This window comes from Baekduia soli (assembly GCF_007970665.1).
Lineage (GTDB): Bacteria > Actinomycetota > Thermoleophilia > Solirubrobacterales > Solirubrobacteraceae > Baekduia > Baekduia soli.
This window is the reverse complement of sequence record NZ_CP042430.1, coordinates 4,972,704-4,985,405: the sequence shown is the minus strand read 5'-3', so window position 1 is coordinate 4,985,405 and position 12,702 is coordinate 4,972,704. Positions and strand designations below refer to the sequence as shown.

Below are 12,702 nucleotides of genomic sequence, written 5' to 3'. Positions count from 1 at the left end.
CTCGGCGTGGCGGCCCCGGTCGCGCTCGCCGGCCACGCGCCGACGACCCGGTCGGCCACAACGCCGGTGACCGCCACGGCCGCGGGCGTGGCACCGACGACGGTCCAGACCACCGCTGAGTCCCCACGCCGCCGCGCCTGCACCCGGGCGCGGCGGTGCCCTGCCGGCTCAGGCGGGCGCGGACGCCGGTGCCAGCCGGCGCGGCCGCACGCGCAGGCCGGCGAGCAGCAGGGCCGCCGCGAAGCACAGCGCCCCCGAGACGATGAACACGCCGTCGTAGGTGCCCGAACCGTCGCGCACGGCGCCCGCGGCCCAGGCGGCCGCCGCGCCGCCCAGCTGGTGGGCGGCGAAGATCCAGCCGAACGCCACCACGCCGATCTCGCGCCCGAAGCGCTGGGTCACGAGCGCCACGGTGGGCGGCACGGTCGCGATCCAGTCCAGGCCGTAGAACACCGTGAACGCCGTGAGCACCGGCCCGCGGCTGGACAGCGCCGCCGGCAGGATGAGCAGCGAGACGCCGCGGCCGGCGTAGTAGACGACGAGCAGGCGCCGCGCCGGGTGGCGGTCGGTCAGCCAGCCCGAGCCCGTCGTGCCCGCGATGTCGAGGATCCCCATGAGGGCCATGAGGCCGGCGGCCTGGCCCGCCGGGATCCCGTGGTCGTGGGCGGCGGGGATCAGGTGCACGGCGATGAGCCCGACCGTCGTGGCCCCGCAGACGAAGAACGAGGCGGCCAGCGCGAGGAAGACCGGGTCGCGCCCGATGTCGCGCAGGACGCCGACCGCGGCGCGCCGCGGCCCGCTGGGCGGCGGCTCGGCGGTCCCGCCGTAGGGCGCCAGGCCGACGTCGGAGGGCCGGTCGCGCAGCGCCGCGGCCACGGCGGCCAGCGCGACGAGCGCGGCGCCGCCGACGACGGCCATCGTCCAGCGCCAGTCGCCGTGCTCGGTCAGGTGGGCCATGAGCGGCAGGAAGACGAGCTGGCCCGTGGAGTTCGCCGCGGTCAGCAGGCCGATGACCAGGCCGCGGCGCGCGACGAACCAGCGCCCGGCGACCGTCGCGGCCAGCACGGGCGCCACGGCGCCCGTCGCCGCGCCCGCGACCAGGCCCCAGGCGACGTAGAGCTGCCAGAGCCGGGTGACCTGGGTCAGCGCCGCGGCGCTGACGACGATGAGCACGAGCGCGACCGACACGACGCGGCGCAGCCCGAAGCGCTCGGTCAGCGAGGCGGCGAACGGCGCCGAGAGCCCGAAGACCACCAGGTTGACCGACGCAGCGGTGGAGATCGCGCCGTGGCTCCAGCCGAACTCCATCATGAGCGGCTCCATGAGGATGCCGAACGTGGCGCGGATCGCCGCGGCGGCGAGGAGCGCGACGAAGCCGGCGGCGGCGACGATCCAGGCGCGGTGCATGGCCCACAGCCTTCCGGACGGTCGCGGGCGCCACGAGTGGCAGGAATGACAACCTTCGCTAGATTCCGGCCAATGGCCGCGTCGTCGGAGATCCGCGTCGCCCTCCTGCTCCTCGAGGGCTCGATCCTGTACGACATCGGGACGGTGCACACGGTCTTCGGGCCGGGGCGACCCGGCACCGCGCGGCCCGAGACGCCCTACGTGCTGACGCTGGCCGCGGCCGACCCCGGGCCGGTGACGACGGCCGCCGGCGTCGTCCTGCACGCCGACGCCGGCCTCGAGGTGCTCCAGGAGGCCGACCTCGTGGTCGTCGGGGGCTCGACGCCGCCCCTCGTGGCCGCCCAGCGCCTCGCGCTGGACGCCCTGGCCGCCGCCCACGCCCGCGGCGCGCGCGTCATGTCGATCTGCACCGGCGCCTTCGCGCTGGCCCACGCGGGCGTGCTCGACGGGCGCCGCGCGACGACGCACTGGGCCTACTGCGAGCAGCTCGCCGCGGAGTTCCCGACGGTCGACGTCGACCCCGGCGTGCTCTACCTCGACGACGGCGACGTGCTGACCTCCGCCGGCCTGGCGGCGGGGATGGACCTCTGCCTGCACGTCGTGCGCGGCGACCTCGGCGCCGACGCCGCGACCGCGCTGGCGCGCTGGAACGTCGTCGCGCCCCACCGCGACGGCGGCCAGGCGCAGTACATCGACCACCCCGTCCCCGCGCACGAGGGCGGCGGCCTGGCCGGCACGCGCCGCTGGGCCCTGGAGCGCCTGCACGAGCCGCTGACCGTCGAGGTCCTGGCCCGCCACTCGCACATGAGCCCGCGGACGTTCGCCCGGCGCTTCGTGGCCGAGACCGGCGAGGCCCCCAAGCGCTGGCTGACGACCCAGCGCATCCATCACGCGCGCCGCCTGCTGGAGTCCACCGACCTCCCCGTCGAGGAGGTCGCGCGGCGCTCGGGCTTCGGCAGCGCCGCCGCGCTGCGCGTGCACTTCGGGCGGGCGACCGCCACGCGCCCCACGACCTACCGCCGGGCGTTCCGCGGCGTGGGCGGCGAGGTCACGCCGACGGCGTGACCGCCGCCGCCGCGACCGGCGCGCGGCGCGGGGCGGCGAGCACCACGAGCGCGGCGGCCGAGGCGATCAGCGCGAAGCCCGCGATGACCCACCAGCCGTGGCGATAGGCCGTCAGCCGGCCGGCGGCGCCCGACGGCGAGCCGAGGACCGCGACGAGCACGGCGACGCCGACCGCCAGGCCCACCTGGCGCAGCATGTTCACCACGGCCGACCCCGTCGCGAACGCCTGGGCGGGCAGCGAGCCCGCCGCGGTCGCCATGAGGGTGGGCAGCGTCAGGCCGACGCCGACGCCGGTGAGGAGCATGCCGCCGAGCATCCCGCCCACGTAGTCGGGGTGGGTCCTCACGGCCAGCGCCCACCAGGCGCTGCCGCCGGCGAACAGCGCCGCGCCGGCGCCCGCCACCGGGCCGGGCCCGAAGCGGGCGATGAGCCGGCCGGCGACCAGGAAGGAGAACAGCGGCACCATGACGGGGCCGGGCGCGACGGCCAGGCCGGTCCGCAACGCCGACCAGCCCCAGACCTCCTGGTCCCAGAGCACGATGGACAGCAGCATCGCGCCGAAGGCCATGGAGAAGAGGGTCAGGGCCAGCGAGGCGCCCGTGAACGCCCTGACCCGGAACAGCCCGCCGTCGATGAGCGGGTTGCGGTGGCGGCGGCAGTGGGTGACGAAGGCCGCGAGCGCGGCGACCGAGACGGCGAGCGCCGCGATGGTGCGCGCCGAACCCCAGCCCCACGACTCCCCCTCGACGAGGCCCAGCGTCAGCAGCGCGATGCCGCCCGTGACGAGCACGGCGCCGAGGGCGTCGGGCCGGGGGACGGGGTGGCCGGGCACGTCGGGCAGCCGCCGCCAGCCGATGACGAGGGCCAGGAGGCCGATCGGCACGTTGACCAGGAACACCCAGCGCCAGGAGGCGGCCACGAGCAGCCCGCCGACGACCGGCCCGATCGCCGCCGCCGCGCCGCCGACGGCCGTCCAGGCACGCACGGCGCCCGGACGGCGCTCGGGGGCGGTCGTCGCCAGGACGAGGCCGAGCGACGTCGGCGTCAGCAGCGCGGCGCCCGCCGCCTGGACCACGCGGAACGCGACGAGCATCGGGACGCTCGTGGCCAGGCCGCAGGCCGCCGAGGCGAGCGTGAAGATCGCGACGCCGAGCAGGAAGCCGTGCTGGCGGCTGCGCCGCTCGGCCAGACGCCCGAACAGCACGAGCAGGGCGGCATAGACGATGGCGTAGGCGTTGAGCACCCACGAGAGGTCGCCGAGGCTGCCGGCGTGGAGGTCCCGCGCGATGCCGGGCAGCGCGACGTTGACGATGAAGAGGTCGAGGCTGGCGAGCACGACGCCGGCGCAGACGATCACGAGGGCCAGCCGCGACGACGCGTCGCGGAGGCGCAGACCATGGAGGACCTGACTTAGGGCGGACATAGTGAGGACCGTAGCAGTCCTGGCTGAGGAGTGCCACAGTCAGCTAGACTCGTCGCATGGACACCGCGATCCGCCTCACCGGCCGGCTCGACCCGCGCTCGGGCTGGGCGGCCGACCGCTGCTCGCTGGCGCGGACGCTGGACCTCGTGAGCACGCGGTCGGCCTTCCTCATCCTGCGCGAGGCCTTCTACGGCACGGCACGGTTCGACGACTTCGCCGAGCGCGTGGGGATCAGCGAGCCCGTCGCCGCTGCCCGCCTGCGTGAGCTCGTCGACCACGGCCTGCTCGAGCGCGAGCCCTACCGGGAGCCCGGCCAGCGCACGCGCCACCAGTACCGGCTCACGGAGCAGGGCGCCGACCTGCTCCCGGCGCTCGTGGCGCTCATGCAGTGGGGTGACCGCTGGCTCGCCGACCCCGGTCCGGGCGTCGAGCTGCGCCACCACGGCTGCGGCGAGCCCGTCCAGGCGCGCCTGCGCTGCGCCGCCGACCACCCGGTCGGCCCCGGCGACCTGGACCTGGTCTCCATCCGGCGGCGCTAGCGACCGGCGCGCGCGGCGGGCGCGCGCGGCGGCCGCGCGGGGCGGGGCCGATGGCGCGTTGGTGGGGTCATGGCCCACGTGCGCGCCATGGGGGCGGCGTGCCGCCCGGGCGCGCGGTCCCGGGCGGTCTGACCGGGAGCGCCCCTACGCCCGCCCGAGCAGCGGGTGGGCCAGGAGGCCGAGGGCCACGTGCTGGGACTGGTTGACGGCTGCCAGGAGCAGGAGCGCCGCCCCCGCCAGGCTCGTGTTCGTGAGGAAGGCGTCGCGCTTCTGCTTGCGGGCCAGCGACGGCTCGACCGTCCAGAAGGGGTGCATCGTCGAGGTCACCGGAACGAGGAAGGCGAGCACGAGCAGCGCACCCGCGTCGGGCCACAGGCCGAGCGCGATGAGCCCCGCGCCGCCCATCGCGGCCAGGCACGTCCCGCGGACGGCCGCCACCGCCAGCGGGCGCGGCAGCGCCGCCAGCGCGGGCAGGCCGGCGACCCGAGGTGCCTGGGCCAGGACCCCGGCCGGCGAGATGAGGAACACGGCGGCGAACAGCAGGCGCCCGGCGAGCTCGACGACGTCCATGGTCGCGGCACGCTACGCGAGCGCGACCGCCGGCGGCGCGCCGCCGTCACAATGCCCCGATGCCCGCCGACCACACGGCCGCCGCGACGGCCCATGGCTTCGACCCCGACCGCCTGAGCCGGATCGAGCGTGGGCTTCAGCCCTACGTCGACGAGGGGCGGATCCCGGGCTTCCAGTTCGTCCTGGCCCGCGACGGCGACATCGTGCACGAGGCCGTCTCCGGGCACCGCGTCCTCGAGACCCGCGCGCCGGTCACGCCCGACACGATCTGGCGCATCTACTCGATGACCAAGCCCATCACCTCGGTCGCGGCGATGATGCTCTGGGAGGAGGGCGCCTTCGAGCTCGACGACCCCGTCAGCCGCTTCATCCCCTCCTTCGGCGACCTCCAGGTCTACGCGCGCGGGTCCTCGAAGAACGCCCTGACCGTCGCGGCCACCGAGCCGATCCGCATCCGCCACCTGCTCACCCACACCTCCGGGTTGACCTACGGCTTCCACCACACCCATCCCGTCGACGCGATGTACCGCGAGGCCGGCTTCGAGTGGGGCACGCCCCGTGGCCTGGACCTCGCCGCCTGCTGCGACGCCTGGGCCGCGCTGCCGCTGCTCTTCCAGCCCGGCGCGGAGTGGAACTACTCCGTGGCCACCGACGTGCTCGGCCGCGTCGTCGAGGTCGCCTCGGGCGAGACGCTCGACGCCTTCTTCGCGCGCCGAATCCTCGGCCCGCTCGGCATGGCCGACACGGGGTTCGGGGCGCCGGAGGCCGACCACGGGCGCCTCGCGGCCCTCTACGTCCCCGACCCGCAGACGGGGAGGGCGACGCGCTCGGAGATGGGCGACGCCGCGCTGCGCCGGCCGCGGTGCCTCAGCGGCGGCGGCGGGCTGGTGTCCACCGCCGCCGACTACCACCGCTTCGCCCAGCTGCTGCTCGGCGACGGCGCGTTCGACGGCGTGCGCCTGCTCGGCAGCCGCACCGCCCGCTACCTGCGCACGAACCACCTGCCGGGCGGGGCCGACCTGCAGGCCGTCGGGCGGCCGCTCTTCGCCGAGACGACGTTCGCGGGCGTCGGCTTCGGGCTGGGCGTGCAGGTCCTCCTGGACCCCGTGGCCTTCCTCGTGCCCTCCAGCCCGGGCGAGTTCGGCTGGGGCGGCGCGGCCAGCACCGTGTTCTGGGTCGATCCGGTCGACCGCATCACCATGGTGTTCCTGACCCAGCTGCTGCCGTCGAGCACCTACCCGCTGCGCAGCCGCCTGCGCCAGCTCGTCCAGCAGGCGCTCGTCGACTGACGGCGGCTCCGCGCCCTCAGGCGCCGAGGCGGTCCAGCCGCATCCGGGCCGTCAGCCCGTGGCCGAGCATGTGCTCGGCCACGCTGATCGCCTCGATCGCCGGGGCCACCGCGCGGGTTCCCTCGGCGGTCAGCTGCTGCCAGGTGCAGGTCTTCAGGAACTTGCCGACCCACAGGCCGCCGGTGTAGCGCGCCGCGCCCGAGGTCGGCAGGACGTGGTTGGTCCCGACCCCCTTGTCGCCGTAGGCGACGGTGGCCTGGTCGCCCAGGAACAGCGAGCCGTAGTTGCGCAGCCGCGACAGGTACATCGGCAGCTTGGCCTCCTCGACCTGGATCTCGAGGTGCTCGTTGGCCGCCGCGTCGGCGAGCGCGATCGCCTCGTCGTCGTCGGCCGCGATCGCGATCCAGCCGTGGTCGCGCCAGGCCGCGCCGGCGACCTCGGCGGTCGGCCACGTGGCCAGGAGCGCCTCGATCTGCTCGGCGACCGCCTCGGCGACGCCGGCGCCGATGGCGATGACGCCCGCCGGCGAGGTCGGCCCGTGCTCGGCCTGGCCGAGCACGTCGGCGGCGACGATCCGCGGGTCGGCGCTCGCGTCGGCGACGACGAGCACCTCCGTCGGGCCGGCGAGCAGGTCGATCCCGACCCGCCCGAAGAGCTGGCGCTTGGCCTCGGCCACGTAGGCGTTGCCCGCGCCGACGAGCATGTCGACCGCCGGGATGTCCTCGATGAGCCCGAACGCCAGCGCGGCCAGCGCCTGCACGCCGCCCAGGCACGCCACGACGTCGGCGCCCGACGTCCACATGGCGTACAACATCGCCGGGTGCAGGCCGCCGTGGCGCGCCGGTGGGGCGACGGCGACGACGCGCGGCACGCCCGCCGCCTTGGCCACCACGACGGTCATGAACGACGACGCGAGCATCGGGTAGCGCCCGCCGGGGACGTAGGCGCCGACCGACCCCACCGGGATGTGCGTGTGGCCCAGCACGACGCCGGGCAGCGACTCGATGCGCAGGTCGGTCAGCGTGGCGCGCTGGGCCAGCGCGAACGTCCGCACCTGCTCCTGGGCGAACGCGATGTGGGCCTTGAGGCCGTCGTCGAGCCCGGCGGCCGCCCGCTCGAAGTCCTCCTCGGTGACGACGAAGGACCCCGTGCCGTCCGGGCCGTCCCAGCCGTCGAGCTCACGCGACCAGCGCCGGACGGCATCGACCCCGCCGGCGGAGATGTCCTGCAACATGGTCTCCACGCGGCGCCGGATCTCGTCGGAGACCTCGGGCGCGGGCGGGCCGGGCGCCTTGAGGTAGCGCGGGCGGTCGGAGGTCGGCATCCGCGCAGCCTATGCGTCGGGCCGCGCGTCGCGCGCCCCGTGGCGCGCGGCTTCAGCCGCCGGTGACGTCGCGGCGCAGGAAGACGAGGTAGGACGCGCCGAGGCACGGCACGGCGTAGAGCGCGCAGACCCACGCGGCGCGGACGATCGGGGCGTAGTCGGCCGGTGTGCGCAGGAAGCCCTGCCAGGCGTTGAACTGGGTGGGCAGCAGGTAGGGGTGCAGCGCGCCCAGCCCGGGGATGATGGTCACGAGCTGCAGGAGCAGGCTGATCATCAGCGCGCCCACGACCGCCGCGGCGGAGTTGCGCGTGACCGTCGACAGCAGCACGGCGATCGACGCCACGGCGATCAGCGGCAGTGCGTAGACGAGCAGGCTCGCGCCGACGAGGACGAGGGCGCGGCCCGCGCCGACCGTCGTGCCCGACAGCGTCACCAGCGGGTTGAACCCCGACTTGACCACCCCGCCGATGATCGCCGTGGCGCCCATGGCCACCAGGGCGACCAGGGCGTAGGTGAAGGCGGCAAGCACCTTGGCCGTGAAGATCCGGCCGCGGCCGACCGACCGCGTGAGGATGGTCTTCAGCGTGCCGTTGTGGTCCTCGGCCGCGACGATGTCGCCCGACACCAGCGCGGTGATGAGCGGGAAGAGCCAGTAGGACCCGAAGATGAGGATGACGGGCGGGATCGCCAGGCCCGACTGGCGCACGTAGCGGCCGAAGGGCACGTCCTCGGGCTGGCCGGTCTGCAGCGCGAGCGCGGCGACGAAGATGAGCGGGACCAGGACCGCGGCCCCCAGGCCGAGGTAGGTCCGCCGTTGGGCGACGAGCTTGCGCAGCTCCCACGCGTAGACGGTGCGCAGCGCGACCATCAGGAGGCCTCGGCCAACCGCGCGGCGGCCGGCTCGTCCTCGGTGAGCCGGAAGAACAGGTCCTCGAGCGTGGCGGCGTGGGGCGCCAGCGCGCGGATCGCCAGGCCGGCCTCCACGAGCACGACCGAGAGCTCGGAGGCCGCCTCCTCCGTGCCCTCGAAGCGCAGCTCGAGCGGGTCGCGGCGGACGTTGGCGATCCCGCGGCGGTCACGGCAGATCTCCATGGCGCGGGCGTCGTCGGTCGTGCGCAGCCGCCATTCGGCGCCGGCGGTGCGCTTGAGGTCGGCCAGCGCCCCCTCGAAGACGATGCGCCCGGTGCGGACGATCGCCACGCGGTTGCAGAGCTCCTCGACCTCGGCGAGCAGATGGCTGGAGAGCAGCACGGTCGTGCCCGACAGCGAGAGCCGCGCCACGAGCGCGCGCATGTCGCGCATGCCCGCGGGGTCCAGTCCCGTGGCGGGCTCGTCGAGCAGCAGCAGCCGCGGGTTGCGGATGAGCGCCGCGGCGACGCCGAGGCGCTGGCGCATGCCGTGCGAGTAGCCGCCGACCTTGTGGCGCTGGCGGTCGGTGAGCTCGACGACGTCCAGCGCGCCGTCGATGCGGGCCTTCGCGTCGCCGCCGTCCAGGGCGGCGAGCAGCTCGAGGTTCTTGCGACCCGTCAGGTAGGGGTAGAAGCGCGGCGCCTCGACGAAGCCCGCGACGCCGTCCAGGGCCGTCGCGCCGTGCACGAGCGGGTCGGCACCGAAGAGGCGCACCTCGCCCGCGGTGGGCTGGATGAGCCCGAGCAGCATCCGCAGCACCGTCGTCTTGCCCGCGCCGTTGGGCCCGAGGTAGCCGTAGACGTCGCCGGCCTCGACGGTCAGGTCGACGTCGTCGACGGCCAGCACGTCGCCGTAGCGCTTGACCAGCCCCCGGGCCTGCACGGGCGGGGCCGTCATCAGAGGGCCCGGGCCGCGGCCTCGGCCGCCGACGGGGGCACGGACCCGATCACCGTGTACTGCACGCCGCCGCGCTCGAAGCGGACGACGGTGCCCAGCGCCGTGGCGAGCTCCTCGCCGGAGGCGCCGTCGATCGAGACCTTGGGCAGCGACAGCCCGCCGGGCGCGCCGCCCCCGCCGCCGGCCGCCGCGTCGGCGGCGGGCGCGGCCTGCTCGAGGACGGCGATGCCGCCCAGCCCCTGGCCGTAGGTCACCAGGGCGCCCTTGGCCTGCCCGGAGGCCACGACCCGCACGTCGCGGCGGGGCAGCCCGACGAGCGTGTCCGGCGCGCTGAGCGGGAACGCCAGCGCCTTGGCGACCGCCTGCGGGGTCGTCGCCGTCGTCGAGGCGCCGCCCCTGCCGCCGGCCGCACCCGCCGGCGCGTGGCCGCCGAGGTCGACGGTCGTGACCTTCGTGCCGGCGGGGACCGGGGCGCTGAGGTCAGCCGTGGGCACCCTGCCGTAGGAGATGTCGGTGGCCTCGAGCTCGAGCACCGGAGAGGGGTCGCCGGAGGCGTAGACGGCGACGCGCAGCGGGGTGCCGTTGGCCGCGTCGAACGCCAGCTCGGCCGCGCCGACGAGCCCGCCGTCGTGCTTGGGGGAGACCCGCACGGTGTAGGCGGCGCGGCCCGCGATGTCCGAGGGCTTGGCGCCGGAGAGGTCGGCGGTCTGCGCCACGCGCGCCAGCAGCTCGTCGATCTTCTGCAGCGCGGGGACCGCGTGCGGTGCGGCGTGGCCGGGCCCCGCGCCGGCGGGCAGGGTGATCCGGTAGGCCTGGCGCAGCGTCCCGTCGTAGATCGTGACGGTGTCGCCGTCGCTGACGATCTGGGCGTCGCCGTTGTCGGACTGCAGCTCGAGGCGCACGCGCCCGTCGGCGGCGGCCCACAGCCGGCCGGTCGCGCCCGAGAGCAGCGGGTTGGCGCCGCCGGGCAGGCTGGACTTGTCGATGAGCCGGTTCGTGAACGTGATCCGCGCGGTCACGCCCTGCACCGCGGGGGCGGAGAGGGCGTCGTGGACGGCGGCGTCCAGCGGTTTGGCGGGCGGCGTGGGGCCCGATCCGCCGAGGGCGGCCATGGCCAGCGCGGTGCCGCCGGCCAGGATGGCGACGGCGGCACCGAGGACGAGGAGGAGGCGAGAGGTGGGGAGGCGTCGCAGCATGGATCGGGTCTCAGGTCGTGAGGGGGACGTCGCCCAAGCTAGGCCCGTTCTCTGACGGCTCTCTGACGATCGTCCCCGCGGCGGGCAGATCCAGCGTGAACGCGGCGCCGGCGACCTCGACGTCGCCGCCGTGGGCTCGCGCGGTGGCCCGCACGATCGCCAGCCCGAGGCCCGAGCCCGGGCGTCCACGCGACCCCGCGCCGCGCCAGAAGCGGTCGAACGCGGCCCCGGCCTCCTCGGGCCCGAGGCCGGGTCCGGCGTCGGCGACGGTGACGCGCGCGCGTCCGCCCGAGCGCGCGACGGTGATGCGCACGGGCGGCCGGCCGTGGGTCTGTGCGTTGGCGACCAGGTTCTCCAGGGCCCGGCGCAGCGCGTCGCCGTCGCCGCGGACGACCACGTCGCCGTCGGGGGCCAGCACCGCCGCGTCGTCGCCGGCGGCGCGCGCGACCGCGCGGGCCGTCGCCGTCAGCGACACGGGCGCGCGGGTCGCCGCGGCCTGCGTGTGGCGCTCGAGGACCAGGAGGTCGTCGATGAGGCGCGCGAGGCGGTCGACGTCGGCGCTGAGGTCGGCGATCGTCTCGGGATCGGCCGCGCCGTGGCGGCCGAGGTACAGCAGGTTGCCGCGCAGGGCGGTGACCGGTGTGCGCAGCTCGTGCGAGGCGTCGGCCAGCAGCCGGCGTTCGCTGCGGCGCGCCTCCTCCAGCGAGGCCAGCATCGCGTTGAGCGTGCGGGTCAGCTCCTCGATCTCGCCTCCGGTCCGGGCCTCGGCGGGCAGTCGCCGGCTCGAGTCGCCCGTGCGCTCGATATCGCCGGCGGCGGCCGCCAGGCGCCGCAGCGGCGTCAGGCCGCGCCCGGTCAGCAGCGCCGCGATCGCGCCGCCCAGGGCCGCCGCGCCGAGGGCGCAGAGCAGGATGAGCGTGCGCACGTGGTCGGCCGTGCGCTCGATCTCGCGCGCCGAGGACGCCACGAGGACCGCGCCGCCGGCGGCCACCGATCCGGCGTCGGGCAGCGGCGCGGCGAAGACGCGCAGCGGCTCTCCTGACAGCTCGGCGCGCGCGTAGCCCGTCCGGCCGGAGCGGATCGCGGCGGTCAGCAGGGCGTCGGTGGGCAGCAGGCGCCCGCCCAGGGCCGAGGAGCGCGCCACGATGCGCCCGCGGCGGTCGACGACCTCGACGAGGAGGTCCTGGCCGCCGTAGGGCGCGTCGAGCGCGCCGGGCGCGGTGAGCAGCGCGGGCGCCGAGGCGCTCAGGCGCGCGACGTCGGTCGCCCGGCCGCGGAGTCCGCGGTCCTGGGAGGCGCGCAGCTCGTGGCGCACGAGGTACTGCGCGGCCCCGGCCAGCGCGGCGACGGCCACGAGCACGCCGCCGGCGGCGGCGAGGGCGACCCGCAGGCGCAGCGGCAGGCGGCTCATGGCTCCAGGACGAACCCGACGCCGCGGACGGTGCGGATGAGCTCGGGCGCGCCGAGCTTGCGGCGCAGGCTCATCACGCAGCGGTCGACGACGTTCTCCACGGCCGCCGAGCCCCACAGCTCGTCGAGCGCGTGCTCGCGGGTGACCACCATCCGCGGGTGGCGCAGCAGCAGCTCGAGCAGCGCGCACTCGCGTTCGGTCAGCGCGACCGCGCGCCCGTCGCGCAGCACCTCTCGTGCGACGGGGTCCAGGCGCAGCGCGCCGACGGCGATGACGTCGCCGGCGGGCTGCCCGCGACGGGCGATCGCGGCCAGCCGGGCCAGCAGCTCCTCGACGGCGAACGGCTTGACGAGGTAGTCGTCGGCGCCCGCCTCCAGGCCCGCCACGCGGTCGGCGACCGCGTCGCGCGCGGTGAGCAGCAGCACGGGCGCGGTCAACCCGCCGGCGCGCAGCCGGCGGCACACCGCCAGGCCGTCCATCCCCGGCATGCCGACGTCGAGGACGACGGCCTCCGGCGCGCGGCGCGCGACCGCCGCCAGCGCGGCGCCGCCGTCGCCCACGGCATCGACCTGATGGCCTTCGGCGGTCAGCGTGCGCGCGAGCATCCGCAGGACCGACGGGTCGTCGTCGACCACGAGGATGCGGGGGCTCATGGACCGAGGGTACGACGGG

Annotated in this window: 12 protein-coding genes; 3 read left to right on the top strand and 9 right to left on the bottom strand. The window is 76.3% G+C overall.

The genetic code is table 11. The features are described 5' to 3' along the window. Nucleotides 1-168: 168 nt before the first annotated feature. Nucleotides 169-1,407, bottom strand: coding sequence for an MFS transporter (locus FSW04_RS24265; protein WP_146922976.1), 1,239 nt, complete (start codon nucleotides 1,405-1,407; stop codon nucleotides 169-171). Between the two features lie 72 nt (nucleotides 1,408-1,479). On the opposite strand from FSW04_RS24265, the gene FSW04_RS24260 reads away from it, so the two are divergent. Beyond that, nucleotides 1,480-2,472, top strand: a complete 993-nt coding sequence (locus FSW04_RS24260) for a GlxA family transcriptional regulator (RefSeq protein WP_146922974.1) — start codon at nucleotides 1,480-1,482, stop codon at nucleotides 2,470-2,472. On the opposite strand, the gene FSW04_RS24255 is transcribed toward FSW04_RS24260, so the two are convergent. Further along, entirely contained in the window at nucleotides 2,456-3,895 is a 1,440-nt protein-coding gene (locus FSW04_RS24255) for a DHA2 family efflux MFS transporter permease subunit (protein WP_146922972.1), read from the bottom strand. The genes FSW04_RS24260 and FSW04_RS24255 overlap by 17 nt on opposite strands. 56 nt (nucleotides 3,896-3,951) lie before the next feature. Between FSW04_RS24255 and FSW04_RS24250 the strand changes: the two genes are divergently transcribed. Further along, nucleotides 3,952-4,434, top strand: coding sequence for a winged helix-turn-helix transcriptional regulator (locus tag FSW04_RS24250; RefSeq protein WP_146922970.1), 483 nt, complete (start codon nucleotides 3,952-3,954; stop codon nucleotides 4,432-4,434). Nucleotides 4,435-4,578: 144 nt separating this feature from the next. On the opposite strand, the gene FSW04_RS24245 is transcribed toward FSW04_RS24250, so the two are convergent. Then, nucleotides 4,579-5,004, bottom strand: coding sequence for a DoxX family protein (locus FSW04_RS24245; protein WP_146922968.1), 426 nt, complete (start codon nucleotides 5,002-5,004; stop codon nucleotides 4,579-4,581). A 59-nt stretch (nucleotides 5,005-5,063) separates the two neighbouring features. Between FSW04_RS24245 and FSW04_RS24240 the strand changes: the two genes are divergently transcribed. Continuing rightward, nucleotides 5,064-6,293: a serine hydrolase domain-containing protein gene (locus FSW04_RS24240; RefSeq protein WP_146922966.1), complete on the top strand. Its 1,230-nt coding sequence runs from the start codon at nucleotides 5,064-5,066 to the stop codon at nucleotides 6,291-6,293. Nucleotides 6,294-6,309: 16 nt separating this feature from the next. On the opposite strand, the gene hisD is transcribed toward FSW04_RS24240, so the two are convergent. From hisD to FSW04_RS24210, 6 genes are read right to left on the bottom strand one after another with little or no spacing between them, the layout of a single operon-like run. After that, the gene (gene hisD / locus FSW04_RS24235; RefSeq protein ID WP_146922963.1) at nucleotides 6,310-7,617 is read right to left on the bottom strand and encodes a histidinol dehydrogenase; all 1,308 of its coding nucleotides are present in this window, start codon (nucleotides 7,615-7,617) and stop codon (nucleotides 6,310-6,312) included. Between the two features lie 52 nt (nucleotides 7,618-7,669). Further along, nucleotides 7,670-8,485, bottom strand: a complete 816-nt coding sequence (locus FSW04_RS24230; protein ID WP_146922961.1) for an ABC transporter permease — start codon at nucleotides 8,483-8,485, stop codon at nucleotides 7,670-7,672. Further along, nucleotides 8,485-9,423 carry an ABC transporter ATP-binding protein gene (locus FSW04_RS24225; protein WP_146922959.1) on the bottom strand — a complete coding sequence of 313 codons (939 nt, stop codon included), beginning with the start codon at nucleotides 9,421-9,423 and terminating at the stop codon, nucleotides 8,485-8,487. The genes FSW04_RS24230 and FSW04_RS24225 overlap by 1 nt, the downstream gene beginning before the upstream one ends. Then, a complete protein-coding gene (locus FSW04_RS24220) occupies nucleotides 9,423-10,619 on the bottom strand; it encodes a LolA family protein (protein ID WP_146922957.1) in 1,197 nt (398 codons plus the stop codon). The genes FSW04_RS24225 and FSW04_RS24220 overlap by 1 nt, the downstream gene beginning before the upstream one ends. A gap of 10 nt (nucleotides 10,620-10,629) precedes the next feature. Continuing rightward, complete coding sequence (locus tag FSW04_RS24215; protein ID WP_146922955.1) at nucleotides 10,630-12,030, bottom strand: sensor histidine kinase; 1,401 nt, start codon at nucleotides 12,028-12,030, stop codon at nucleotides 10,630-10,632. Beyond that, the gene (locus FSW04_RS24210; RefSeq protein WP_146922952.1) at nucleotides 12,027-12,683 is read right to left on the bottom strand and encodes a response regulator transcription factor; all 657 of its coding nucleotides are present in this window, start codon (nucleotides 12,681-12,683) and stop codon (nucleotides 12,027-12,029) included. The genes FSW04_RS24215 and FSW04_RS24210 overlap by 4 nt, the downstream gene beginning before the upstream one ends. Between the last annotated feature and the right edge of the window lie 19 nt (nucleotides 12,684-12,702).